This is a genomic window from Pseudarthrobacter woesei, assembly GCF_055412745.1.
Window position 1 is genome coordinate 47,945 of sequence record NZ_JBVAYU010000011.1, and the last position, 23,968, is coordinate 71,912.

Consider the following 23,968-nt stretch of genomic DNA (forward strand, 5'->3'; position numbering starts at 1 on the left):
CCCATCACCACACAGACCGCAACCCACGCGTCAAGGGAAAGAGGAAAACATGTCCCAGAACCCCGGCTCCAAACTGGCGATCGTCGGCGCGGGCAGCGTCGGCACCTCGCTGGCCTACGCGGCACTGATCCGCGGTTCGGCCAGCAACGTCGCCCTCTATGACGTCAACGCCACCAAGGCGGAGGCCGAGGTGCTGGACCTGGCGCACGGGACGCAGTTCGCCGCCGCGGCGACGACGGTCACCGGCGGCGGGGACATCGCCGCGACGGAAGGGGCCGACGTCGTCGTTATCACCGCGGGGGCCAAGCAGGCGCCGGGCCAGACTCGGCTCGACCTGGCCGGTACCAACGTCCGCATCCTCGAACAGCTCATGCCGAGGCTGCTCGCGCATGCCCCGGACGCTGTCTACGTGCTGGTGACCAACCCCTGCGACGTGCTGACCGTCGCGGCGCAGAAGATCTCCGGGCTGCCGTCATCGCGCATCTTTTCCTCCGGCACGGTGCTGGACACCTCCCGGCTGCGCTGGCTGCTGGCTCGCGAAGCCGGCGTATCGCTCACCAGCGTCCACGCCAGCATGGTGGGCGAGCACGGCGACTCCGAGTTCCCGATCTGGTCCGGTGCCACGATCGGCCCGGTCCCGATCCGCAACTGGAAGGTCGACGGGGAACGCGTCTTCACCTCCGAGCATCTGGCCGACACCGCGCGGGAGGTGACGCAGGCGGCCTACAAGGTGATCGCGGGCAAGGGCGCCACCAACTACGCGATCGGCCTGTCCGGTGCGCGTATCGTGGAAGCCCTGCTGCGCTCGGAAAATGCCGTACTGCCGGTCTCCACGGTGCTCGACGGCCAGTACGGGATCTCCGGCGTGGCACTGTCGCTGCCCAGTGTTGTGGGGCACGGCGGCGTCCGGGAGATCCTCGACACACCGATGGACGACGGCGAACTGGCCTCCCTGCACCACTCGGCGGAGACGCTGCGGCAGAGCCTGGCGACGCTGGGGATTTAGAGGATCTGAGAGGCGCCGGACGTGGTGGAGCCCACCACAACCGTCACCGAGCCAACGTGGGGCAGCACCTGCCGGACCCCGCGTTCGAGGTTGGCAGTTACCGAGGCGAGTTCGACCATGTGGGCATCCGGCGCGATCGGCACCGTGATCTCGACGTGCAGCCGGTGACCGGACCAGCGCAGCCGTGCGGTCCCACCGGTCCTTGAATGTTCCGCAATAACGGGCGCGACCCGGTCCGTGAGTTCAGGGTCGACGCCGTCCATCAGCCGGCGTCCGACGTCGCGCAGGGTTCCCCAGAGCAGGACGACGATGGCGGCGGAGATCAGCAGGCCCACGATGGGATCGGCGAGCGGGAAGCCGAGCCAGACGCCGATGACGCCTGCGACGACGGCGAGCGAGGTGAAACCGTCCGTGCGGGCGTGCACTCCGTCGGCCACGAGGGCCGCGGAGCCGATCCGCCGCCCGACGCGGATCCGGTACATCGCCACGAGTTCGTTGCCGGCGAAGCCGACCAATCCGGCGGCCAGCACCCAGCCGAGGTTGTGGACCGGCTGGGGTTCGAAGAATCGGCGGATGGATTCGACGGCGGCGACGACCGCCGAGAGCCCGGTCATCGCCACGATGAACAGCCCGGCGAGGTCCTCGGCCCGGCCGAAGCCGTAGGTGTAGCTGCGTGTGGCCTTGCGGCGGCCCAGCAGGAACGCGATCCAGAGCGGCACCGCGGTGAGCGCACCGGAGACGTTGTGCACGGTGTCCGCGAGGAGCGCGACGGAGCCGCTGATCAGCACGATCACCAACTGGAAGAGTGCGGCGGCACCCAGGCCGAGCAGCGAGATCTTGACCGCTCGGATCCCCTGCGCGCTGGATTCGAGGGCGTCATCGATGGAGTCCGCGGCGTCGTGCGAGTACGGGACGAAGACCGACCGGGCCCAGCCCTTGAGCCCGGCGGCATGGGTGTGGCCGTGCGGACCGTGGGCGCGGTCATGGTTAGGGTCGTGTGCGTGGTTATGCTCGAATTCGTCGCCTTCGGCGTGGCTGTGCTGGTCGGCGGCATCCGACGGGCGGCTCACGCTCCGTGGCCCGTGGCGGTGCCGAGCGTGTGTTCGGCCTGGTGAAGGGCATCCAGCACCAGTTGATGCGCGTGGTCGTTCTGCAGCCTGTAGTGCACCTTGGTTCCCTCCTGCCGGGTGGAGACCATGCCGGCGAGCCGCATCTTGGCAAGGTGCTGGGAGACTGCAGCCGTGGACTTCCCCACCTTCCCGGCCAGGGCGTTGACCGGCACTTCACCCTGGCCCAAAGCGAGGATGAGCCGGACGCGCGTGGCATCGGCCAGCATGGAGAACACCTCAACGGCCAGTTCCACGTGCGGACTTTCGGGCTCGACCTGCATATCTGCATTTATACGCAGATACTTTCATATTTACCCCCCGCGGCCAATTGTTTCCCGCACTGCGCCGGAACACCATCAAAGTGCCGGGCGTTGAACACGGGTACCCTGAAGACTCCGCAAGGCTGACCGGAACAGGAGGATCGTGATGGCCGCTTCGGATGCTGCCAGTCCCGTCGCCCTCCTCCGCCGTGCCGTGTTGCTGGCCGGTATTCTGCCCGTCATTGCGGGCTTCCTGGGCATGCACATCCTCTCCGGCTCCCACGGCCTGCATCCCCGGGCGCCGCACTCGGGCGCCGGGCATGCCGCGGCGGATCAGCCCGCAGTTGCGCCGCCCGCTGACCTTCACGGTGACCACGCCAACCACGACGCCGGGCTCCCCGCCTCGACGGGCGTCACCGAGGCGACCGACACCGCGGTGACGACCGCGTCGGTGACGGCCGGCGGTACCCAGGTGCCGCCGTCGTGCGTCTGCCAGGGCGGCTGCGCCGGGAAGCCGGCCGTGCACCCTGACTGCACTCCGTCCCCGGCCGGCCCCACCCTGAGCGCGCCGCAACCCGGAACCACGCTGTTGGCGATGCAGCCCTGGCCGGCCGCCCTGGCTGTCCGCGCGGCGGGCTACGCCTACATGCCAGGCTCACGCACGCCCGGCGAGCTGTCCATCAGCCGCACGTAAAAAGGGACATTTGCCGTGACAACACCGGCCCACCACCCGCCCCACGACGCGCCCGGCCGCCATTCCGGCCTGCGGCGCGCCCCCAGCCCACCGGCGACAACCGCCGGGTTCCCCGAAGGACCAGATTTCTATGAAGAAAACCCTCACGATTTCCGCCACGGCCCTCGCAGTCGTCATCGCGCTGGCAGGCTGCTCCACCGGCAGCGCCGGCTCCGGAGGCAGCGCCATGCCGGGCATGGACAACAGCACGGGCCACATAGCGCCGGGTTCCAGCTCCGCACCAGCGGCCGCGGACCGCAACGGCTCCGACGCGATGTTCGCCCAGGCCATGATCCCGCACCACGCGCAGGCCGTGGAGATGAGCGACATGATGCTCAAGAAGACGGGCATCGACGCCAGAGTCACCGCCCTGGCCACCCGGATCAAGGCTGCCCAGGCACCCGAGATCGAGAAAATGACAGGCTGGCTCAAGGGCTGGAACGAGCCCACCCAGGCGACCGGCGGCCACTCGATGACCGGAATGATGAGCGGTGACGAGCTCGGGAAGCTCGACGCCGTCCAGGGCACCGAGGCCTCGAAGCTGTTCCTGAGCCAGATGATCGCCCACCACGAAGGCGCCGTCGAAATGGCCAACACCGAGGTCCGCGCCGGCAAAAACACCGAGGCGATCCAGCTGGGCAAGGACATCTCAGCCTCCCAGCAGACCGAGATCAGGGAAATGAAGGACCTGCTCGCCGCCCTGTAGACGGTCCGGTGACGCCGGCCGGGCGCGGCCGGTCGCGGCCGGTCGCGGCGGCTCCGGCGGGCGTAACGCAACGTCGCCGCAACCTCGCGTGCACGCGGTTCGCATATGCTCAACGGACAGACTCACAGCGGCTCAGCGACGAACCACCCGGGAGACACCTTATGACCAACTGGCGAATCAGGGATTTCCACTCGGCCGATCTTGACGGCATCCTGCACCTCTGGGAATCCCTCAAGGCCACCAATGTCGAGCCGGTCTACGCGCTCTCCGAGGTGCTGGCTTCCTGCGAAAAGGACCACGCGGTAGTCGCGGTGCAGGGCGATCAGGTGGTGGGCGCCGCCGTCGGCCGCGCCGCCCATGACCAGGGCTGGATCGTCTTCCTCGCCACCCTCCCGGAATCCCGCGGCCGCGGGATCGGCACCTCGCTGCTCGCCGCCGTCGAAAACCGGATGGCCCCGCACGGGCTGAACAAGCTCTCCGCGCTGATGCCGGAATCCGAAACCCGGGTGGAGGCCTTCCTGGGCCGCGGCTTCGTCCTGAAGAAGAACCTGCGCTACTTCGAGCGGAAGATCCCGGTCCAGCGCCAGGAACTCGAACCGCTCAGCCAGCTCGGCGGCCGGATCCTGGCCCGCGACCTTTGGGAAAACGTGGCCGGCATGCGCAACGAGAAGGAACTCCTGGAACGCCGGCTGGTCCTGCCGCTCGCCGAGGCCGACCTTGCCGATGAATACGGCGTCGTGCCGCCGCGCGCCGTCGTCCTTTTCGGCCCTCCCGGCACCGGCAAAACGACCTTCGCGAAGGCGATTGCCTCCCGCCTGGAGTGGCCGTTCGTGGAGGTCTTCCCCTCCCGGCTCGCCGCCGATCCCAAGGGCCTTGCCGGCGCACTGCGGGAGACCTTCCTGGAGATCGCCGAACTGGAGCACGCCGTCGTCTTCATCGACGAGGTGGAGGAGATCGCCTCCCAGCGATCCGGCGAGCCGCCGTCGCCGCTGCAGGGCGTCACCAACGAGCTGCTCAAGATCATCCCTGCGTTCCGCGAACAGCCCGGCCGCCTGCTGGTCTGCGCCACGAACTTCATCCGGGCCCTGGACACTGCGTTCCTGCGCCACGGCCGTTTCGACTACGTCATCCCTATCGGGCTGCCGGACCGTCAGGCCCGCGAGGCCATGTGGCAGCGCTTCATCCCGGCCACAGTGGTGGACGACGTGGACGTGGAGCTTCTCGTGGACCGCACTGAGGGCTTCTCCCCCGCGGACATCGAGTACGCGGCCCGGAGCGCTTCCCAGCGCGCGCTGGAAAAGGCGGTGTACGACGACGGCGGGCTGGCTTCCAGCGCCGACCCTTCCGTCCGTGCGGCGGTCCGGAAGGGCCCGGCCACCCAGGACTACCTCGACGCGATCGCGGACACCCGGACCACCGTCAGCGAAGAAGTCCACCAGCAGTTCCTCGAGGACATCGACGCACTCGGCCGCGTCTAAGCGAAGCAACGCGGGGTCATCTACGGCCCATGTTGGGCCCCGGGATGGGCGCTAAGTGACCCCGCGTTGCTCTGGGAAGGTGACGACGATCCTGGTGAAGGGGTAGGTGCTGGCCACGGCCGGCTGCAGCTGGCCTTCGCCCTGCGGGCGTGATCCATGGTGGCGCATCGAGGTCTTCGGGGCGGTGAGCGGCTCCGGAACGCCGGTGATGGAGACCACCCGGCCACCGGGCCTCACGATGCTAAGGACGCGGTCCGCGCCGGGCCGCCGTACGATGGACTCGCCGCGGGGCGAGGCCGTTGTGGTGACCTCGGCACCGAAGTGCTTAGCAGGCTGGATCGCAAGTGCGCCCACGCCGCCCACGCCTCCGGCGAGTTCATCGCGCAGGGCCTGCAGCGCTGTCAGGCGCCGAGCCTCTTCTTATCCACCCGCGCGGAGACGCGGGCGCGCACTGTCAGTCCCGGTGGGACCCGGAATCGGCGGTGCCCTCCACTTGGACCGAGGTCCCGACAGGCTCGGCCGGGGCATCCTCGTAAGAGAGGTTCTCGTAATCCGTGTCGTCCGCCTCGTCGAGCAGGTCATCGAGCTCCTCGAGCAGCCACGGGTTGATGCGGGCGAGGATCTTCCGGGTTTCCTCGACCGGAACGGCGGCGTAGAGCACCGGCCGGGCCTCGTCGTAGCGGGTCACCGGCGGCTTGTCCGGCCACTTCTCGGCAAGCGCCCTGACCCGCTCCGGCAAGGAATTGTGCGCGTTGTCCGCGATCTTCACCAGGGTTGCGTCGTGATCCTCGGCGATGTAGCGGATGCCGGCCTGGTAGTCGTCCGGGTTCTCGTGAAAACGCTTGGTGACGCGCTCGATGATGTCCGCGGCCCGCACCGAGACGCCCATGGCCAGGAGCGCCTGCCGGGTCATCGGAGTGTCCTCGGCGATGTCGTGCAGGTAGCCGGCGATCCGGACGTCATCGTCGAAATCTGCCAGGGCGTCCCCGACGGCGATCACGTGTTCGCGGTAGGGGCGCTTGAGCTTGTCCTTCTGGCGGTTGTGGGCCACTTCGGCGAGGATCTTCGCCGTCTCCACGGTGAAGCTCGGTTGAGGGGACTGCGGTTCCGGGGCGCGCGCTTCCGTGAATTCAAGTTCTGACATGCGTCCAGCGTACGCGTCAGCGCTACGCGCCGCGTCGGCCGACGCCGGGCCATACCCAGGACTCGCGCGGCAGCGCGGCCGGGTCAAAGACTGCAAGCGCGTGCTCCAGGCGTCCGGCCGGCAGCCCGAGCGAGGCCAGCAGAAGGTCCCGCACCTCGTCTGCCGGAACGCCGGCGACCGCAAGGTCGGTGAGCGTCACGGCGCCGTCGCGCTTGGCCAGCCGGGCGCCGTCGGCATTCAACACCAGCGGTACATGCACATATTCCGGAACAGGCATATTCAGTATCGAGGCCAGGTAGGCCTGCCGCGGCGTGGACGGCAACAGGTCGTCTCCGCGGACCACCTGGTCGATGCCCTGGGCGGCGTCGTCCACCACCACGGCCAGGTTGTAGGCGGCCACGCCGTCATTGCGCCGGATCACGAAGTCGTCCACCACCCCGGTGTAACTGCCGTGCAGCACGTCCTGCACGGTCGCTTCCGTAACATCGGCTCGGAGCCGGATGGCGGCGGGCCGGATGGCACGCTTTGAGTCTCGTTCCGCCGCGGACAGATTCCGGCAGGTGCCCGGGTACGCGCCCTGCGGGGTGTGCGGAGCGGACGGGGCCTCCTGGATTTCGCGGCGCGTGCAGAAGCACGCGTACGTCAGGCCCGCAGCCGTCAGCCGTTCCGTCGCCTCCGCGTAGCGCTGCTCGCGGTCCGATTGGCGGACGACGGCGCCGTCCCACGTCACGCCGATCGCCGCCAGATCACGGAGCTGATCCGCCTCGGCGCCGGACCGGACCCGGTCCAGGTCCTCGACACGCAGCAGGAACCGGCGGCCGGTGGAGCGGGCAAAGAGCCACGCCAGAATAGCCGTCCGGAGGTTGCCCACATGCAGCTCCCCGGACGGGCTGGGGGCGAAGCGGCCGGCAGATGTCATGGAACCAGCCTATGCGGCGCACCTCAAGAGCCCCTCCAACCACCAACGCGGGGTCACCTACGGCCCATGTCGGGGTCCAACATGGGCGCAATGTGACCCCGCGTTGCCTGAAACAACACAAGAGCCCCTCAGCTACCGATGACTTCGGGGAAACCGACGTCGGTGGCTCAGGGGCTCTTGCCGTGCCGGGCCCGGGGACGTTGCTCCGGGCCATGGCACTGAGAGTGCGGAGATTCTGCAGAAAGACGATGTGTGAACAAGTGTCAATCAGCGGCGGGTTCCTTGCGGGATGCCTCATCCAGGGCCCGGGTGGTGTGCCGGAGTGCCTGTAGCCTTGGGGATCCGGCGGTAGCCTGTGTCCCGTTGTTGTCACTATTTCAACAGATGCCCTACAGTTGGTGCAACAGACTTCGCTTAGACTGGTTAATCTGACCAAGACGGACGGCAGTAACCGGCAGGAAGTGGTCATTTTGCAGGAACTCGACGCGACGGACCGGCGGATCCTGATCGCCCTCGATGAAGATCCGAGGCTGCCCATCATGGTGCTGGCCCAGAAGCTGGGGCTGGCACGCGGCACTGTGCAGTCGCGCCTGGAGCGGATGTCGGCGTCGGGCGCCCTCCGCCGGAACAGCAGCCGGGTGCTGCCGTCCGCCCTGGGCCGGGGAGTGGCGGCGGCGGTGAGCGCAGAACTGGACCAGAGCCATCTGAACGAGGCGATCGCCGCGTTGCGGAACATCCCGGAGGTGCTCGAGTGCCATGCCCCGGCCGGCGAGACCGATCTGCTGATCCGGGTGGTTGCCACGAGCCCGGACGATCTCTACCGCGTGTCCGAGGAAATCCGGCTCTGCCCGGGCATTGTGCGGACCTCCACCAGCATGTTCCTCCGCGAGGTTATCCCCTACCGGACCACGGGGCTGCTGGGCGCCTGATCTGCTGCACCTCGCGGCCCGGCAGCACGAGGCCTACCTGACGGGCGGTCCGGAGGAAATGAACCGTCTCCGCGATTCCGGCGCGATCAGCCCTGAGACGGCGCGAGCCTGGGACCAGCTGGGACAACCCGGCCCAGCTGCGCACCGACTTCCCTACAGGGTTCCCGAAAGGCAACATCGCCGACGCTGATCAGCGCTGTGCCCTGATCAGCCGGAACACCCTCCCGGCGAACCAGGAGTTGCTGCGCGCCGATCCTGGCCGCGCCCGGGACATCATTGGCTCCGACGTCAATGACTGCGTCGAGCACTACCGCCCCACCAACAACATCCCGCACATCATGGACCGCTTCACCTCCGGTTTCAGTGCCAAGGTGCACCAGTGAGGCCGCGCACTGCCTCGACCCTGGGCTTCCGCCCTCGCCGCTGCAGGCGTTTGGCAGATTAAAAGCAGCCGCCAGGCCCGTTTGGACATGAGGAACGGAGAGCTCTTGAAGTCCGCCGTGCGGGTCACAGACAGCAGCTACTGGCCTGAAATCAGGGCATCCGGCAAGGTCGCGCTCACCATCGCGGGCCCGAAGGGCGAGATCCACGGGCAGACGGACCGCATCCGCTTCATGACCGTGCAACCACCCGAATGTGCCGCCTGGGCCGGGCCAGCAGTTCACCCGCCCGGCGCCCGGCCCGCCCGCTCAGCCGCCGTCTCAGCCGCCGTCGCAGCCGCCGTCGGCTTTGCCGTATTCGCGGTCCCAGAGTTCGTGCATTTCGGCGTCCTTGCGGATCGATCTCACCGCCTCCAGCTCGGCGGGTTTCCGCCGTTGCCACTCCCGCGGGTTGAGGGACTTCCGCCCGCTGTCCAGCAGGAGCAGCGCACGGTCCGTCAGGGCATCGCTGCGCAGGGTGAAGTCGGTCTTCCGGCGGCGCAGGACCTCATGGAGCGCGGCCCGGGAGGCGGCATAGTCGCCGAGTCTGCGCAGTGAACGGGCCCGCACCAGCAGCAGCGCGGCGGCGAGGTCGTCACCGTTGAGCAGTCCCTCGGTGTCTGCCGCGACTTCCGCATCCCGCCCCAGTGCCGCCGCCAGCGAGCATCGGGCCAGGGCCAGCGGTAACGACGGCGGCAGTCCGGTCAGCGCCGCCAGCGCGGCCTCCGTCTGGCCGGTCTCGCGCAGCGAGTGCGACAGGGCGAGGAACACGGCTTCCTCGCTGAAAAGGACCGAGACCTCGATCCGCTCGGCCACTGCCACCCGGGTGACCACGCCGGAGAGGTAGGTGGACGCGTAGCGGTTCGCGTCGTCGTCGTTCCTGATCGAGAGGCCGCGCCGGAGCAGTTCGGAGGCCCGCAGGTGGCCGTCGTGCGAGTAGGCCAGCAGCCCGGCCATGAGGTAGCACAGCCCGGCCCAGCCAGGGTAGGCGCGTGCCAGCGCAATCAACCGGTCCGGGTCGGTGCTGGAGAAGATGGCGGCGTGCACTGCCCGGGTCGCCTTGCCAGGCCCGGCGCCGAAGCCCTTTGTCAGCCGCGGGGCGCCGCCCTCGACGGCCAGCGCGCCTCGGCTCCTCCCCGCCAGCACTGCGGACACCAGCCCGCCCACACCGTCGGCGAGGCCGCGCACGGGCGTCCGGACCAGGGCCTTGCGGAAGGGCGTCAGATCGCGGGCATCGCGGTACAGGACGGGCTGCTGGGGAACGGATTCTGCGGGTCCGGCGCTCATGCACCCATGCTAGTAGGCTCTGGGAATGGCTGAACTCAATGACGACTCGTCCGCTTCCGGAACCGCCCGCCCCGGCCCCAAAACCCCCGAGGTCAGCGACGACTTCATCCACCGGCGCCACACGCTGCCGTCCGGGCTGGAGTACACGACGACGACCGGCCGGCTGGTGCTGCGCCGCGAGGAAGTGAAGGACGGCAAGGCCGACGGCTTCAAGGCCAAGGCCGAGATCTTCATGGTCAGCTACGTCGCGGATCCGGCTGCCGATCCGGCTCCGGTAGCGGGTTCCGCGGATTCGGCCGGAAAGCCGGCGGCGAACCGGCGACCTGTGGTCTTCGCTTTCAACGGCGGCCCCGGCTCCTCCAGCGTCTGGCTGCATATGGGCCTGCTGGGCCCGCGGATGGTGGACAGCGGGGACGTCGGCAACCTCACCCCGGCCCCCTACGGTGTAGTCGACAACCCCGAAACCATCCTGGCGCACGCCGACCTGGTGATGATCGATCCGGTGAACACCGGGTTCTCCCGCGTCGTGGAGGGCGGTCCGGCCGAGGAGTTCCACGCCTTCGTCGAGGACCGTGACCTCGTGGCGGAGGTCATCCGGCTCTGGGCCACCCGCAACAACCGCTGGCTCTCGCCCAAGTACCTCGTGGGCGAGAGCTACGGCACGCTGCGGGCCGTCGCCGTGGCCAAGCGGCTCTTCGACGCGTACGGGATGGCCGTCAACGGGCTCGGCCTGATCTCAACGGTCCTCAACCTCTCCACACTGTATTTCCAGCCTGGAAATGACACCCCGTACGCGCTGCACATCCCCACCTACGCCGCGATTGCGCACTACCACGGCCGCCATCCCGGCCGGGAGCTCGCCGAGGTGCTCGCGGAAGCCGAGGCCTTCGCGGGCCGGGACTTTGGCTACGCGCTGAGCCAGGGATCCCGGCTCACCGCGGAGGAGCTCGACGACGTGGTGGCCCGGCTCGGTGCGGTGACCACCCTGGACGAGGACTTCATCCGCCGCACCAACCTTCGCTGGACCTACGGCGAGTTTGCCGCCGAGCTGCTCCGCGGGCAGGGCCTCACCGTCGGCCGGATCGACGGCCGTTTCACCCAGCGGCCGGACAACCGCCAGCTCTCAGAAAACTGGGATGACCCCTCGCTCCGGGCGATCAACGGGCCTTACGCCGCCGCGATCAACCACTATCTCCGCGCCGAGCTCGGGTACCAGAACGACCTCCCCTACGAGGTCCTCTCCGGTCGCGTCCAGCCGTGGAGCTACACCACGTTCGAGGGGGCACCGGTGGACGTCAGCGCGGATCTTGAACGGCTCCTCGCCTACAACCCGGAGCTGCGCGTCCATGTGGACTACGGCTACCTCGACGGCGCCACCCCGCACTTCGCCGCGGAGTACGTCTGGGCGCATATGGACCTGCCGCCGGAGGCTCTCGCCAGGTTCACGCACCATTATCACGAGGCCGGCCACATGATGTATCTGGACCCGGAAGCCCGGCGGGCACAGCTGGCGGCACTGGCGGAGTTTGTCAGCGCCTAGGGATCGGCCCGGATAGGCGCCACACCTGTGCCAGGAAGCCGGGTGCTGCGTCATTCCGTCCCGGTTGCTTCCCGGCTGCGTCCCCGCCCCGCCCCGGAACCCCTGGCGTTTCCGGCGATCCCGGCTCGGCCGGTAGCTCGCGGGCGGGGGCAACTGGGCGGGAACGCAGCGCAGCGGCCGTCGCGACTCCCCGGACACGCTCAGCTAGGCCGCGGCCGCGACCCAGAGGCCGATGACCCAGGTGCTGGCGGCGAGGCAGGCGAGGCCGAACTCGACGATCATGCCGAAGCCGGTGGCCTTCAGCGCGGCCCAGCTGGAGGCCACGGCGGTCCGGAAGACTCGGGTGCGGTGCAGCTCGCTGAGCAGCAGGCCGGCCGCGAAGCCGACGACCAGTCCCACCACGGGGATGATGAACATCCCCACCACTCCGAGGACCAGCCCGGCCACGACCGAGCGGCCGGGGATGCTGTGCTGTTTGAGTTTGCGGCCCGTCAGCACGGCGCTGGCGGCCATTCCGGCCAGAACAAAGACCAGGCCGATGCCGAACACCACCCATCCGGTGGTGCCGGCGCCGCCCCAGATCGCCCAGGCCAGCAGGCTGAGCCCGATCAGGAGGCTGCCGGGGAGCACCGGGATGACGGTCCCCGCGACGCCCACAAGGATGGCCAGGCCGCAGAGAATCGTCACGGCTGTTTCGGGGTTCATCACCCCAGTCTATGGTTCCGGACCGCACCGGACGGTCAGGCGAAGGGCCGCCGACCAGCGGCCGGAAGGCCAGGCAGATCAGACGACGACGCCGGGACAAAAGGATGCGCCGCCGTCGTCGTCTGTTCGGCTGTGTCTGTTCGGCTGTGGCTACTCGGCTTCGACCGCCGCGGCGACTGCTGCCGAAACTGCCGGGGCAACCCGCGGGTCCAGCGGGCTGGGCACGATGTAGTCGGCGGAGAGATCATCCTCGGCCAGCGCCGCGATGGCGCGGGCCGCTGCCAGCTTCATGGCCGGTGTGATCCGGCGGGCGCCGGCGTCGAGGGCGCCGCGGAAGATGCCGGGGAACGCGAGGACGTTGTTGATCTGGTTCGGGAAGTCGCTGCGGCCGGTGGCGACGACGGCCGCGTACTTGTGCGCGACCTCGGGCAGTACCTCGGGGTCCGGGTTGGACAGGGCGAACACAATCGAGTCCTGGCTCATGAGCTTGAGGTGGTCCTCGGCCAGCTTGGACGAGGAAACGCCAATGAACACGTCGGCGTCGAGCAGTGCATCGGCGGGGCCGCCGGAGACGCCGCGCGGGTTGCCGCTCTTGGCAAGCTGGGCCTTCTTGCTGGCGGGATCGGCGGCGATGTCCGCACGCTCGCTGTTGATCACGCCGCGCGAGTCCAGCAGGACCACGTCCGTGATGCCGGCGGCCAGGAGCATCTGGGCGACGGCGATACCGGCCGCGCCGGCGCCGGAAACGACAACGCGGAGCTTCCCGAGTTCGCGGCCGGTTACCTTCGCGGCGCCGGTCAGGGCGGCGAGGACGACGACGGCGGTGCCGTGCTGGTCATCGTGCATCACCGGGCAGTCCAGGGCCTCGATGAGCTTCTCCTCGAGCTCGAAGCAGCGCGGCGCCGAGACGTCCTCAAGGTTGACGGCGCCGAAGCTGGGGCGCAGCCGGACGAGGGTCTCGACGATCTCGTCCACGTTGGTGGTGTTGAGCACCAGCGGGATCGAGTCGAGCCCGCCGAAGGCCTTGAACAGGGCGGACTTGCCTTCCATCACGGGCAGCGAGGCGCTGGCGCCGATGTCGCCGAGGCCGAGAACGGCCGTGCCGTCGCTGACGACCACCACGAGGCGCTGGGCCCAGGTGAGGGTCTTCGCGAGCTCCGGGTTGGCGGCGATGGCGCGGCTGACCTGGGCGACGCCGGGCGTGTAGGCGATGGACAGATCGCGCTTGCTGGCGAGCGGGACGGTGCTGGAAATCGAAAGCTTGCCGCCCTGGTGGGAGGCGAAGATTTCCTCGTCGCTGAGCGCGGCTACGGGCTCTGCGGGGGAAGTGGCGTCGGTGGGATTGATCGTTTCAGTGGACACGTCGTTGTCTCCTGGGGCTCACCGTGGGCATACGGCTCATGGAAGCTCAAGCACAGGCATGCTCAAGATGGTCTGCGGAACATCGGTGCCGGCCCAAGGTTGGCGGGCCGGCGGTGACTGTCCGGGTACTGCTGGCGGCCGGGCCGCTGCTGTTCTGCAATGGTAAACACATCTACAGCCGCACGACGTGGCGCGGGACACACGGGCGGCCCTGGTGAAACGTTTATCCTCGCGTCAACGTGCCTGACGTCACCAGAACACGCTATTAATTGCCGGTAGGTTACTCCTGCTGGTCTAGACCAGTTACGTACGGGTTACGCGCAGTGGCGGCTGCGGGTCAGCAGCCAGCAGGCCTTTTTGAGGTCTTCCTCGGCCTCAAAGAGTGAAAGGCGGCGGCAGCGGACCGCCTGGACAAGTCCGCTGACGGTCAGCAGCAGCACCCGGGACACGGCGGCGTCGCCACTCACGGCGGTGACAGCCTTCTCCGCGGTCGAATCGATTTCGCGCAGCAGCCGCGTCGTGTCGGTGTCCGTCACATAGACCGCCTTGCCCAGGCACTGTTCGACGGCAGGCTGCATAAGGCGCATATGGAAGATCTCCATCACGACGCCGGCGAGGGCGTGGGCGGGGACGTCATCCGCGGTGTGTTCGGCTGACCGTCCCGCACCCTTCTTCTTCGCGGCGGTCGCAGCGGCGGGTGAGGAGGGGGCGGTGGGGCCGGCCGGGGAGCCGGCCGGCGAGTGGGCCGCAAGCAGCTCCGCGAGCTGCCTGCGGTAGAGCGCCAGCACCAGCTGGGTGGCTGAGGGAAAGTAGCGGTACAGAGTTCCGAGCGGAACATCGGCCTTGGCCGCGACCTCGGAGAGGACCACGGAGTCCAGGCCCTTGCGGGCGAAGCTGGCGGCCACATCGAGAATCCGGGTGTAGCGGAGTCTCTGCCGGGGCAGGGTGGGCGGAGGGGCCATCGGTGGAAGTTCTGAGTGAAATTCAGGCATCAGCAGCGTTCCGGGGTCGGTTTTCTCGGCAGCCGGGAGGGACCCCCCACAGCGCTGCCGCGGCAATTCCCGTCCACTATACGCCACACTACGGGGCGGTAAGCCAGTCATACAGAAGGCCTGCGCTGCCCGGGCGGCGCCCGTTCGGCACCCCTATACGGTCAGTCCACGCCCTTGATTTTGACCACGAATACGGCACCGAGCAGCCCGATGACAGCGGCCGCCACGTACAGCGAAACGTAGCCTCCCCACATGGTCACGAAGGGGAATGCGATGAGCGGCGCGAGGACCTGCGGCAGCGAATTGGCGATGTTGATGACGCCGAGGTCCTTGCCGCGGCTCAGCGCGGAGGGCAGGACCTCGGTGATGAGGGCGAAATCCACTGCAAGGTAGCAGCCGAAGCCGATCCCCAGCACCGAGGCGCCGACCATGGCCCCGGTCCAGGTCGGCGCGAAGGCCAGGATCAGCGACGCCACCGCGATGATGGCCGAGGAGACGATGACGAGCGGCTTCCGCCGGCCCATCCGGTCGCTCAACGGGCCGCCGATCACGCTCGTGATGATCACCATCACCGCATACAGCCCGGTGAGGATCAGCACGCCAAACTCCGGCGCCATGCCCTCAGTTTCTTCAAGGTGGACGGCGTCCTTGAGGAAGAACAGCAGGTAGAGGGTGACCATGTGGTTGCCGATATTCACGAGCAGCCGGGTCAGCCAGGCCCAGGCGAAGTCGGGGTAGAGCGCCGGGGAGATCCAGAAGCCCGTCACGAAGCCGACCAGGCTGAACGGGGTCCGGGCCTGCGCGGGCAGCCGGACGTCGTCGCTCTGGAAGAAGTACAGCGCGACGCCGGCGAGCAGCGCCACGGCACAGACGAGATAGCCGACGGCGAAGTTCCCGGTGACGGCGGCGGCGATCACTGCGCCGATCAGGATGCCGACCGTCTGTCCCATGGCCCCGAGGCCGCCTACCGTGCCGCGCTGCGCCACCGGCACCCGGTCCGGGATGGCGGCGGTGATGGCGGCATAGGCCCCGTTGCAGCCGGCCTGCACGAGGCACCAGAGCAGGGTCATGACGGCAACGTTCGGCGCCCCCGCCAGCGCGATGAGGGCAGCGGCGCCGAGGACGGCCCCAAAAAGGACCCAGGGCACCCGCCGGCCCATCCGGGAGGTGGTCCGGTCGCTGAAGGCGCCGAACAGGGGGTTGGCCACGAGCGACACCGCGGCACCCGCACCGGTCACGAGGGCAAGGATGGATTCCTTGTCTCCTTCGCTGAAGGCCGCGGCCTGCTGGCCGAGCAGCACCTGGATCGGGCCGAAGAATGCCGCGTTGATGCCGACATTGACCAGCACCACGCCCGCCACCCAGACAGGCCGGACGCGCCGTTCGGGTTCGGCCAGCGCCACCGGGCCTTCCGTGGAAAGCGCAGCGCGGGCGGGATCCGGAGCTGCTCCCGGTAAATCGGACAGGCTCATATGGTTCCCCCGGAACTGACTGCTCAGGCTGAAGTTCAGTGTGGGCCCAGACTATCGTGGGGATCAACACCCGCCGACTATTTCCAGCAACAGGGAGAACCCGTGGCCGCATCTGCCGTCAACACCGCCGACCTCTACGACGAACGGGGCGAGGAGCTCGACTCCCTGGCCCTGCAGTTCCAGTCCCTCGGTGGCCATTCGCACTTCAGCGGCCCGGTCCGGACCATCCGCTGCTTCGAGGACAACGCCCTGGTCAAGTCCACCCTGGCGGCTCCCGGCAACGGCGCCGTCCTGGTCGTCGACGGCGGCGGCTCCCTGCGCACGGCGCTGATGGGGGACCTGATCGCCGCGAGCGCCGTGGCGAACGGCTGGGCCGGCGTCGTGATTTACGGCGCCATCCGGGACCGGGAAGCGATCGCGGAACTGCCGCTCGGAGTCAAGGCGCTCGGCAGCAACCCGCGCAAGAGCGCCAAGACCGGCACCGGCGAGAGCGACGTGGAGCTGGCGATCGACGGCGTCTCCGTCCGGCCGGGGGCGAGGATCTGGTGCGACCCGGACGGGATCCTGCTGGAGCGATGAGGCTTCGCCTACCGCGGCGGGAGGGTGGCGCTGATCCTGCCCATCACCGGCAGGGCGGCCGCGAGCGCGGACCGGTCGCTGTCCGAAAGGGTGCGGAGGATTTCTGCGAGAACGGCGTTCCGGCGCGTGGTGGCGGAGTCGACGGCGGCCCGGCCCGCCGCCGTAATCCTCACCCGAACGGCGCGCGAGTCGTCCGGATCGGCCTCCCGCCGCACCAGGCCGGCGCGTTCGAGTTTGATGATCTGCTCGGTGGCGCTCGGGACCTTGACGCCAAGGTTTCGGGCGATCTCGCCGACCCGGATGCCGTTGTCCAGCAGCATCTTGAGCGTGCTGAGCTGGGCGGTGCTGAGTTCGCCGTCGGCGTCGAGGCGGCGGACGAGGTAGATGCTGTGGCGGAGCGCCTCGCGGAGATCTTGGGCCAGGGCCAGTAGCCCGGCGTCGGCCATTTCAGGAGCGTCCATGGCTAGGAAGCCTAACGGTTGGGCCGGCCGGGGCCAAAGAGTGCCGTCACAGGCCGCCCTGCGATCCCAACTGAGCGGCGCCGCCGGGAGCGCTCAGAGAATGATCTTCATTCCCTCGTGGCGGGCAGCGAAGCCGAGCCGCTCATAGAAACGGTGCGCGTCCGGCCGGGACTTGCGGTGAGTTCCGGCGTCGGCGTTTGTTGCTCGGCGGTTCATGGACCGTCTACACGGTGGCCTTGGCGTCCTCCACGAGGGCGGAAACGGCACGGAACAGCGGGTGGTTCGGCTCCAGCCCGGTGATCTTGGCCGTCGCCTCGTCCGCGGTGGAAGCGGCAAGGATCTGCCCGAGCTCCACGGCTTCGGCGTCCGCCGGATCGTTGAAGCGCAGGGCTGCCGCGATGGCACCGAGCAGCGCTTCGGGGACGATCCCGCGTTCGGCCAGCTCCGCCGCCGGACCAATGAAGCGTTCGTGCCGGCTGAGCTTGCGCACCGGCGCCCGGCCTACCCGGTTCACGGTGTCAGGCAGGTGCGGATTGGAGAAGCGGCCCAGGATCTTCTGGACGTAGGCCTCCTGCTCCCCACGGTTGAAGCCGTGTTTGTGCACCAGCAGTTCCTTGGTCTCGTCCAGGACTGCGCGGACATCCGCCGCGACGTCTTGGTCGGCCATGGCCTCGGAAATCTTCCCGAGGCCGGCCTCGAATCCGAAGTAGGCGGCCGCGGCGTGCCCGGTGTTCACGGTGAACAGTTTCCGCTCGATGTACGGTGCCAGGTTGTCTACGAAGGTCGCGCCCGGAATGACCGGCTCGTGTCCCGCAAACGGGGTGCGGTCGATGACCCACTCGTAGAAGGTCTCCACGGTGACATCCAGGCCCTGCCCTGCCTCCTGGTTGGGCACGATCCGGTCCACCGCCGTGTTGGCGAACACGGCGGCGGCCGCCAGGGACCCGGCGGCCGGGTCCCACTGGGCCGACACCCCGTCCTTGAGGATGTCCGTGGCGTTGATCGCGTTCTCACACGCCATCACCTGCAGCGGAGCCAGTCCGGCGGCCCGGGCGGCGATCCCCCTGGCGATCACGGGAGCCACGAACTTGAGGATGTTCGGCCCCACAGCGGTGGTGACGATATCCGCCGTCGCGATCTCCGCGATGACGTCCGCCTCCTGGCTGCTGGAGTTCAACGCGCGGAAGTTGTCCACGGTGCGGACGGTGGGGTGCTCCCCCACCTCGTGGACCCGGTAGCTGTCCGCGGCGGCCAGCTCCGTGATCAGGGCCTCAGCGACATCTGCGAACACCACCTCGTACCCCGCTTCGTGCAGCAGCAGGCCCACGAATCCGCGCCCGATGTTTCCGGCTCCGAAATGGACAGCCTTCACTATGAATTGACCTTTCCGAACAGGTTCAGGACTTCCTCGACTGTGGTGGCCGCCTCGAGCTGCGCCACCTGGGCCTTGTTCGTGAAGACCTTGGCGATCGAGGAAAGGATGTGCAGGTGCTCGTTGTTGATGCCGGCGACGCCGACCACGAACTTCACTTCCTTGCCGTTCCAGTCGATGCCGTCCGGGTAACGGATCACCGACACCGCGGACCTCATGATGTGGTCCTTCGCGGCGTTGGTGCCGTGCGGGATGGCGAGGAAGCTGCCCATGTACGTGGACACCGATTCCTCGCGTTCGTGCATGGCGTCCAGGTAGCCGGAGTCGACGGCGCCGCGGTTTAGCAGGAGCCGGCCCGCCTCGTCGATCGCGGCGTCCCGGGTGGTTGCCGTGCCGTTGAGGATGACGCTTTCGGCCACGAGGATGCCGGCGGGGCCGGTTTCCTCGCGGGCTTCCGGCGTTTCAGCGGCGGCCGGAGCGACGGCAACGGCGCCCGGCGCGATTTCGGTGTTGCTGCTCTTGACCAGCTCCACGATCTCGTCGTACTTCGGGCTGTTCATGAAGTTATCCACGGAGACGTGCACGGCACTGGCCGTCAGGGGCGTGGCCCGTTCGGTCAGGTCCTGATGGGTGATGACGACGTCGTAGCTGTCACTGAGATTCGCGATCGCGGAGTTGGTCACCACGACACCCGGATAGCCGGCCGCCCTGATCTTATTCCGCAGCACCGAGGCGCCCATCGCGCTGGAGCCCATGCCGGCGTCGCACGCAAAGACGATGTTCCTGACCGGCCCGGCGAGGACTGCAACACCGCCGCCGGCGGCACCGGACCCCGTGAGCATGGAGGACACCGAGCTTTTCTTGCCCTTCATTTCCTCCATCCGGCCGGTGGCGGCGCCGAGGGCCTCGTCCTCGGATTCACCCACGGGAGTCTTGCTGGATTTCAGGATTACCGAAGCGATCAGGAAGGAGACGGTGGTGGCGAGCACCACCGAGAGGATCACGCCGATGTAGCTGTCACGGGCGGTCTGGGCGAGCACCGCGATGATGGACCCCGGGGCCGCCGGCGCCACGAGGCCTGCATTGGTGATGGCCAGTGTCGCGACCCCGGTCATGCCGCCTCCGATCGCGGCGACGATGAGGATGGGCTTCATCAGCACGTAAGGGAAGTAGATCTCGTGGATACCGCCGAAGAAGTGGATGATGGCGGCACCGGGCGCCGACGCCTTGGCCAGGCCCTTGCCGAAGAACATGTAGGCGAGCAGGATACCCAGGCCCGGGCCGGGATTGGCCTCCAGCAGGAACAGGATGGACTTACCCTGCTCAAGTGACTGCTGGATGCCCAGCGGCGTCAGCACGCCATGGTTGATGGCGTTGTTGAGGAACAGCACCTTGGCCGGTTCGATGAAGATGCTGGTCAGGGGCAGCAGGCCGTTGTTGACCAGGAACTGGACCACGTTGCCCGCGGCCGTGCTGAACGCCGTGACCAACGGGGAGATTCCGTAGAAGCCAAGCATGGCCAGCAGCGCACCCCAGATACCGGCGGCGAAGTTGTTCACCAGCATCTCAAAGCCGGGCCGGATCTTGCCGTCCCAGATCGAGTCAATCTTCTTCATGGTCCAGCCGCCGAGGGGGCCCATGATCATGGCACCAATAAACATCGGAATGCCGGCACCGACGATCACGCCCATGGTGCCGATGGCGCCCACAACGCCGCCGCGGACATCATAGACCATCCGGCCGCCGGTGTAGGCGATCAGGAGAGGAAGCAGATAGGTGATCATGGGCCCTACCAGGCCCGTGTTCGGAACTCCCTCCGCGTTTGTGCCGAAGCCGCCGAGCTGTGGGACCGGGATCCAGCCCTTCTCGATGAAGAGCGCGGTAATGAGGCCCCAGGCGATGAACGCGCCGATGTTGGGCATGATCATTCCGGACAGGAACGTCCCGAACTTCTGGACGCCCACCCGCACGCTGGTGCGGGGTTTCGCAACTGTCTCTGTTGCCATGTGATTTCCTAACCGTCATTCCTGCTGCACCGCAGGTTGGTCCGATAATGTCGCCGAGCTAGCTGGTGGAGCGGGTGGAGATCCGGTGGAGCCATTCGAGGAAGAGCTTCAGTTCGGAACTGGAGAGCTGGTCAGAGTGCGAGGCCTGAAGTGCTGCATTCAGGGCGATCGCCGCCACGACCACTGACGATTTTCCGGAGGCTTCCGGACCGTTGTCCCGGGCCTGGTCCGTGGATACCGCAAAGATCATGGCATCGCGGGTCATGGACGAGAGCTCGAGGTTCCGCTCGGGCGCCTTTTCCGTGATCAGCATGAGGGTCACGCCCACGTTGGCCGCCAGGATACTCCTGGCTGCCTCCCGCGGCGGGACGTTGATTTGGCCTGCCACGGCAGCCTTGTTCAGCAGCTCCTCCATGAGAGCCTCGGCATCTGCAACGACTGCCGGGCGGCTCTCAGGGCGGATATTGCCGAACATGACCAGATACAGTTCCGGCTGCTTGAGGCCAAACTGCACGTGTTTGTCCCACATCCGCCGGATGTCTTCCAGTGGCTGTCCGGACGGCGCGAAGTCGCGTTCGTCCGCCACGAATTCCTCAAAACCGGCCGCAACGACGGCGTCGAAGAGCCCTTCCTTGTCACCGAAGTGGTGATACAGGGTGGGGGCCGTCACGCCTGCCAGCTTGGTGATCTGGCGGGTGGACACTGCCGCTCCGGCGGACTTGGCCAGCAGCCCGGCAGCCGCACGCAGAAGCCGGGTCTTGGGCGGAAGCTGGCCATCGAAACTCATAACCGCTACCCTAGCACCTATAGCAACGCTATATGAAGTGCATCACATACAATTTTTCCAGGTACCGGATCCGCCCGCCGACGTTGCCGTCGGCTGGCCCACCCGGACGATCCGGCACGGAGCCTCCGGCCCGGTTCGGACGGCCCCCGGCGTCACCTGATTTAATGGCTTACCGCCCACGGCAGAGAATGAGGACCTTCAGTGCAGAACTTCCCAGGAGTAGGCGTCAGCCCCGGCCGCATCATCGGCACCATCCGCCAGATGCCCAAACCGATCAGCGAACCCCCTGCCGGGGAACAACTTCCGGCCGGCGTCACGGCGGAAGATGCCACGGCGGCGCTGAAGACCGCCGCGAAGGCCGTCCATGACGAACTCAAGGCCCGGTCCGTGACAGTCAGCGGCGACGGGAAAGCCGTCCTCGAAGCCACGTCCCTCATGGCCACGGACACCATGCTGCTCAAATCCGCCGCCAAGCTGATCGCCCGCGGCACCTCCGGCCAGCGGGCCATCTGGGAAGCGGGCGCCTCCGTCGCGGAAATGCTGCACAATCTGGGGGGCTACATGGCCGAGCGTGCCACCGATGTCCTGGACGTCCGCGCCCGGATCGTGGCCGAACTGCGCGGCGTGCCCGCCCCCGGAATCCCTACCTCCGCGACCCCCTTCATCCTCATCGCCGAGGACCTGGCTCCGGCGGACACCGCCACCCTGGACCCGGAGAAGGTCCTGGCCCTGCTTACCGCGGGCGGCGGACCGCAGTCCCACACCGCGATCATTGCCCGCTCCCTCGGCCTGCCCGCCGTCGTGGCAGCAACCGGCGTCGACCGGCTCGCGGACGGCACCGAAGTCTACGTGGACGGTGCCGCCGGCCTTATCACGGCGGATCCGGACGAGTCCCAGCGCACCGCCGCCGAACAGTGGGCCGCCACCGCCTCGCTGCTGGCGGACTTTGACGGCACGGGCGCGACGGCGGACGGCCACCTCGTCCCGCTCCTCGCCAACGTCGGGGGCGCCAAGGACGCCGTGGCCGCCGCGAAGCTCAACGCCCAGGGCGTGGGGCTGTTCCGGACCGAGTTCTGCTTCCTGGAGCGGGACACCGAGCCCACGGTGGATGAACAGGCCGCCGCCTACAAGGGCGTCTTCGACGCCTTTCCGGGCAAGAAAGTCGTTCTGCGCACGCTCGACGCCGGCGCGGACAAGCCGCTGCCGTTCCTGACCGACGCCACCGAGCCTAATCCGGCCCTCGGCGTCCGCGGCTACCGGACCGACTTCACCACGCCAGGCGTGCTGGAACGCCAGCTGCAGGCCATCGCCCGGGCCGAACAGGAATCCGCAGCCGACGTCTGGGTGATGGCACCGATGATTTCGACGGCGGAGGAAGCCGCCCGCTTCGCGACGCTGTGCACGGAGGCGGGCATCAAGACCCCCGGCGTCATGGTGGAGGTCCCCTCTGCAGCCCTCACGGCCGAGGCCATCCTCCGGGAGGTGGCCTTCGCCAGCCTGGGCACCAACGACCTCACCCAGTACGCCATGGCCGCGGACCGCCAGCTCGGCCCGCTGGCCGCGCTGAACACCCCCTGGCAGCCCGCCGTCCTCCGGCTCGTCAGCCTCACGGTCGAAGGCTCCGCCGCGGAGGGCCACAACAAGCCGGTGGGCGTCTGCGGTGAAGCCGCAGCGGACCCGGCCCTCGCCGTGGTCCTTACCGGGCTCGGCGTCTCCACCCTGTCCATGACGGCCCGTTCCCTCGCGGCCGTGGCCGCCGTGCTGAAGACCGTTACGCTGGCCGAGGCGCAGGAGCTGGCCAAGCTGGCGCTCTCCGCCCCGAGTGCCACCGAGGCGCGGGCCTGGGTGCGGGAGAAGCTGCCGGTACTGGAAGAGCTCGGCCTGTAGACGCAGGATGTGAGGGCCCGCCCGGGGCGCTAGGATGCCACCATGACACTGATTGCTCCCAGGGTGACGGCCGGACTTCCGGCCGAGGACGCGCAGAAACTCACGTACGCCCTCAACGGCAGCGACGACATCACGGTGTTCGTGGACGGCACCGTGCACCGGCTCCCGCCGGCGGCGCGGGACGCCGTCGTCGACCTGCTGGGCCGGTTCAGCCGCGGCGAGTCCGTCACCGTCAGCAGCGTCGAGGACATGCTCACCACCTCGAAGGCAGCTGAGCTGGCGGGCATCTCGCACACCTACCTGCGGAACATGACGGACCGGGGAGAAATCCCGGTGGAATACCGCGGCACGCACCGCCGCATCCGGCTGGCCGACATCATGGCATGGCTCCAAACCCAGAAGAAGAACAGTACCGCCGAAGGCGCTCCCACCCCCGAGAATGACGGCGCAACGGATGCTTCGTGACCGCGTGATAAGGATCAAGCAACGATCACGGCCCTACGCGGAAACGCGGAGAAGGCCGGGGTTACGCTTGGACGGTGGGTAAGTTCAGAGGGTGGCACATCGTGGCCGGCATTGCCGCCATGGTGCTCACCGGCATCCTCGGAACCGCGATGGGGCTGAACAACACGGCCACGTTTATGTCCAGTTGCGTCGCGTTTGTCGCCGTCGCCATGTGGACGGACAGCCGGATGTCTCTCCGCAGGAGAGAAAAGGCGCGGGAGGCGGCGCGGGATGACCCTGCCCGCACCGAACCGGGCCTCCCCCTGGATACCGAGCGGCCCAAGCGGGACGGCCACGGCACCTAGGGCGTT

Annotated in this window: 26 protein-coding genes; 11 read left to right on the plus strand and 15 right to left on the minus strand. The window is 68.2% G+C overall.

The features are described from left to right. Positions 1–49: 49 nt before the first annotated feature. Positions 50–1,006, plus strand: coding sequence for an L-lactate dehydrogenase (locus ACZYZE_RS15080; protein ID WP_463908547.1), 957 nt, complete (start codon positions 50–52; stop codon positions 1,004–1,006). On the opposite strand, the gene ACZYZE_RS15085 is transcribed toward ACZYZE_RS15080, so the two are convergent. Beyond that, positions 1,003–2,076 carry a cation diffusion facilitator family transporter gene (locus ACZYZE_RS15085; protein ID WP_463908549.1) on the minus strand — a complete coding sequence of 358 codons (1,074 nt, stop codon included), beginning with the start codon at positions 2,074–2,076 and terminating at the stop codon, positions 1,003–1,005. The two genes, ACZYZE_RS15080 and ACZYZE_RS15085, sit on opposite strands and share 4 nt — an antisense overlap. Continuing rightward, a complete protein-coding gene (locus tag ACZYZE_RS15090) occupies positions 2,073–2,396 on the minus strand; it encodes an ArsR/SmtB family transcription factor (RefSeq protein ID WP_463908551.1) in 324 nt (107 codons plus the stop codon). The genes ACZYZE_RS15085 and ACZYZE_RS15090 overlap by 4 nt, the downstream gene beginning before the upstream one ends. 145 nt (positions 2,397–2,541) lie before the next feature. On the opposite strand from ACZYZE_RS15090, the gene ACZYZE_RS15095 reads away from it, so the two are divergent. The 3 genes from ACZYZE_RS15095 to ACZYZE_RS15105 all read left to right on the plus strand — a co-directional run bounded on the left by ACZYZE_RS15095 (position 2,542) and on the right by ACZYZE_RS15105 (position 5,292). Next, positions 2,542–3,069, plus strand: coding sequence for a hypothetical protein (locus ACZYZE_RS15095; protein WP_463908553.1), 528 nt, complete (start codon positions 2,542–2,544; stop codon positions 3,067–3,069). A 130-nt stretch (positions 3,070–3,199) separates the two neighbouring features. Then, a complete protein-coding gene (locus ACZYZE_RS15100) occupies positions 3,200–3,814 on the plus strand; it encodes a DUF305 domain-containing protein (protein WP_463908554.1) in 615 nt (204 codons plus the stop codon). Positions 3,815–3,975: 161 nt separating this feature from the next. Beyond that, a complete protein-coding gene (locus tag ACZYZE_RS15105; RefSeq protein WP_459319270.1) occupies positions 3,976–5,292 on the plus strand; it encodes an ATP-binding protein in 1,317 nt (438 codons plus the stop codon). Positions 5,293–5,343: 51 nt separating this feature from the next. On the opposite strand, the gene ACZYZE_RS15110 is transcribed toward ACZYZE_RS15105, so the two are convergent. The 3 genes from ACZYZE_RS15110 to gluQRS all read right to left on the minus strand — a co-directional run bounded on the left by ACZYZE_RS15110 (position 5,344) and on the right by gluQRS (position 7,355). Next, positions 5,344–5,646 carry an MDR/zinc-dependent alcohol dehydrogenase-like family protein gene (locus tag ACZYZE_RS15110; protein WP_463908556.1) on the minus strand — a complete coding sequence of 101 codons (303 nt, stop codon included), beginning with the start codon at positions 5,644–5,646 and terminating at the stop codon, positions 5,344–5,346. 100 nt (positions 5,647–5,746) lie between these two features. Continuing rightward, positions 5,747–6,436 (minus strand): HD domain-containing protein, encoded by a 690-nt coding sequence (locus ACZYZE_RS15115; protein WP_459319269.1) that lies wholly within the window; start codon positions 6,434–6,436, stop codon positions 5,747–5,749. A gap of 22 nt (positions 6,437–6,458) precedes the next feature. Next, positions 6,459–7,355, minus strand: coding sequence for a tRNA glutamyl-Q(34) synthetase GluQRS (gene gluQRS, locus ACZYZE_RS15120; RefSeq protein WP_463908558.1), 897 nt, complete (start codon positions 7,353–7,355; stop codon positions 6,459–6,461). Between the two features lie 470 nt (positions 7,356–7,825). Here gluQRS and ACZYZE_RS15125 point away from each other — a divergent pair, with 470 nt between their 5' ends. Further along, entirely contained in the window at positions 7,826–8,284 is a 459-nt protein-coding gene (locus tag ACZYZE_RS15125) for an Lrp/AsnC family transcriptional regulator (RefSeq protein ID WP_459319319.1), read from the plus strand. Between the two features lie 239 nt (positions 8,285–8,523). Next, a complete protein-coding gene (locus ACZYZE_RS15130) occupies positions 8,524–8,667 on the plus strand; it encodes a hypothetical protein (protein WP_459319267.1) in 144 nt (47 codons plus the stop codon). 318 nt (positions 8,668–8,985) lie between these two features. Here ACZYZE_RS15130 and ACZYZE_RS15135 read toward each other — a convergent pair whose 3' ends face one another. Next, positions 8,986–9,990, minus strand: coding sequence for a hypothetical protein (locus tag ACZYZE_RS15135; protein ID WP_463908560.1), 1,005 nt, complete (start codon positions 9,988–9,990; stop codon positions 8,986–8,988). Positions 9,991–10,015: 25 nt separating this feature from the next. Between ACZYZE_RS15135 and ACZYZE_RS15140 the strand changes: the two genes are divergently transcribed. Then, positions 10,016–11,530 carry a S10 family peptidase gene (locus tag ACZYZE_RS15140; RefSeq protein ID WP_463908562.1) on the plus strand — a complete coding sequence of 505 codons (1,515 nt, stop codon included), beginning with the start codon at positions 10,016–10,018 and terminating at the stop codon, positions 11,528–11,530. 204 nt (positions 11,531–11,734) lie between these two features. Here the strand turns inward: ACZYZE_RS15140 and ACZYZE_RS15145 are convergent, their stop codons facing one another. The 4 genes from ACZYZE_RS15145 to ACZYZE_RS15160 form a co-directional block, all read right to left on the minus strand. Then, the gene (locus ACZYZE_RS15145; protein WP_459319264.1) at positions 11,735–12,235 is read right to left on the minus strand and encodes a DUF456 domain-containing protein; all 501 of its coding nucleotides are present in this window, start codon (positions 12,233–12,235) and stop codon (positions 11,735–11,737) included. Positions 12,236–12,385: 150 nt separating this feature from the next. Continuing rightward, positions 12,386–13,597: an NAD(P)-dependent malic enzyme gene (locus tag ACZYZE_RS15150; protein WP_463908564.1), complete on the minus strand. Its 1,212-nt coding sequence runs from the start codon at positions 13,595–13,597 to the stop codon at positions 12,386–12,388. Positions 13,598–13,911: 314 nt separating this feature from the next. Beyond that, positions 13,912–14,589 carry a TetR/AcrR family transcriptional regulator gene (locus tag ACZYZE_RS15155; protein WP_463908566.1) on the minus strand — a complete coding sequence of 226 codons (678 nt, stop codon included), beginning with the start codon at positions 14,587–14,589 and terminating at the stop codon, positions 13,912–13,914. 161 nt (positions 14,590–14,750) lie between these two features. Further along, positions 14,751–16,061 (minus strand): MFS transporter, encoded by a 1,311-nt coding sequence (locus ACZYZE_RS15160; protein WP_463908568.1) that lies wholly within the window; start codon positions 16,059–16,061, stop codon positions 14,751–14,753. Positions 16,062–16,163: 102 nt separating this feature from the next. On the opposite strand from ACZYZE_RS15160, the gene rraA reads away from it, so the two are divergent. After that, positions 16,164–16,640, plus strand: a complete 477-nt coding sequence (gene rraA, locus ACZYZE_RS15165; RefSeq protein ID WP_459319260.1) for a ribonuclease E activity regulator RraA — start codon at positions 16,164–16,166, stop codon at positions 16,638–16,640. Between the two features lie 8 nt (positions 16,641–16,648). On the opposite strand, the gene ACZYZE_RS15170 is transcribed toward rraA, so the two are convergent. The 5 genes from ACZYZE_RS15170 to ACZYZE_RS15190 form a co-directional block, all read right to left on the minus strand. Beyond that, positions 16,649–17,101, minus strand: a complete 453-nt coding sequence (locus tag ACZYZE_RS15170) for a MarR family winged helix-turn-helix transcriptional regulator (RefSeq protein WP_463908571.1) — start codon at positions 17,099–17,101, stop codon at positions 16,649–16,651. A gap of 93 nt (positions 17,102–17,194) precedes the next feature. Then, positions 17,195–17,317, minus strand: coding sequence for a GCN5-related N-acetyltransferase (locus tag ACZYZE_RS15175; protein WP_459319258.1), 123 nt, complete (start codon positions 17,315–17,317; stop codon positions 17,195–17,197). A 7-nt stretch (positions 17,318–17,324) separates the two neighbouring features. Beyond that, positions 17,325–18,473 carry a mannitol-1-phosphate 5-dehydrogenase gene (locus ACZYZE_RS15180; protein ID WP_463908573.1) on the minus strand — a complete coding sequence of 383 codons (1,149 nt, stop codon included), beginning with the start codon at positions 18,471–18,473 and terminating at the stop codon, positions 17,325–17,327. Beyond that, entirely contained in the window at positions 18,473–20,479 is a 2,007-nt protein-coding gene (locus ACZYZE_RS15185; RefSeq protein WP_459319256.1) for a PTS mannitol transporter subunit IICBA, read from the minus strand. Before ACZYZE_RS15185 ends, ACZYZE_RS15180 begins: the two co-directional genes overlap by 1 nt. 58 nt (positions 20,480–20,537) lie before the next feature. Continuing rightward, positions 20,538–21,266 carry a TetR/AcrR family transcriptional regulator gene (locus ACZYZE_RS15190; protein ID WP_459319255.1) on the minus strand — a complete coding sequence of 243 codons (729 nt, stop codon included), beginning with the start codon at positions 21,264–21,266 and terminating at the stop codon, positions 20,538–20,540. Positions 21,267–21,467: 201 nt separating this feature from the next. On the opposite strand from ACZYZE_RS15190, the gene ptsP reads away from it, so the two are divergent. From ptsP to ACZYZE_RS15205, 3 genes are all read left to right on the plus strand, one after another. After that, the gene (gene ptsP / locus ACZYZE_RS15195; protein ID WP_463908575.1) at positions 21,468–23,153 is read left to right on the plus strand and encodes a phosphoenolpyruvate--protein phosphotransferase; all 1,686 of its coding nucleotides are present in this window, start codon (positions 21,468–21,470) and stop codon (positions 23,151–23,153) included. Positions 23,154–23,195: 42 nt separating this feature from the next. Then, positions 23,196–23,618, plus strand: coding sequence for a helix-turn-helix domain-containing protein (locus ACZYZE_RS15200; RefSeq protein WP_463908577.1), 423 nt, complete (start codon positions 23,196–23,198; stop codon positions 23,616–23,618). A gap of 74 nt (positions 23,619–23,692) precedes the next feature. Next, positions 23,693–23,962: a hypothetical protein gene (locus ACZYZE_RS15205; RefSeq protein WP_463908579.1), complete on the plus strand. Its 270-nt coding sequence runs from the start codon at positions 23,693–23,695 to the stop codon at positions 23,960–23,962. The last annotated feature ends 6 nt before the right edge of the window (positions 23,963–23,968 follow it).